Annotated in this window: 1 pseudogene; it reads left to right on the top strand. The window is 62.5% G+C overall.

Annotated features, from left to right (window positions below):
- Positions 1 to 602: pseudogene (locus tag ACDP63_RS25125) on the top strand (IS5-like element IS1248A family transposase); the annotation flags it as partial.
- Between the last annotated feature and the right edge of the window lie 6 nt (positions 603 to 608).

Genomic DNA, 608 nt, shown 5'->3' with positions numbered 1-608 from the left:
GAGTATGGGCCGCACAAGACGCTCTACAGCCGGTGGAAGCGTTGGAGCGAGAAAGGCATTTTCGCCAGGATGATGATCGGGCTGGCCGCCGACCACGGCGAGGAAAAGACCGTGATGATCGACGCGACCTATCTGAAAGCGCACCGCACCGCGACCAGCTTGGCCGTGAAAAAGGGGGGCGTGGACGCCTCGTCGGCCGGACCAAGGGCGGCATGAACACGAAGCTGCATGCCATCTGTGACAGCCAGGGCCGACCGCTCGACCTGTTCGTCACCGCAGGGCAGGTCAGCGACTACATCGGGGCGCGGGCGTTGCTCAGCAGCCTCCCAAAGGTCGATTGGCTGCTCGGGGATCGCGGCTATGACGCCGACTGGTTCCGGGAAGCCTTGCAGGACAAGGGGATACGAGCCTGCATCCCCGGCCGAAAGCAGCGCAAGACACCGGTCAAATACGACAAGCGCCGATACAAGCGGCGCAACCGCATCGAGATCATGTTTGGCAGGCTCAAGGACTGGCGGCGCGTGGCAACCCGATACGACAGATGCCCGAAGGTCTTCCTCTCGGCCATCGCGCTCGCGGCAACCGTCATTTATTGGTTATGAATCCTG

It is taken from the genome of Paracoccus sp. P2 (assembly GCF_046335115.1).
In the GTDB taxonomy this organism is placed as follows: domain Bacteria; phylum Pseudomonadota; class Alphaproteobacteria; order Rhodobacterales; family Rhodobacteraceae; genus Paracoccus; species Paracoccus pantotrophus.
The sequence above is the reverse complement of the archived record's forward strand: the minus strand, read 5'-3'. Positions and strand labels throughout refer to the sequence as shown.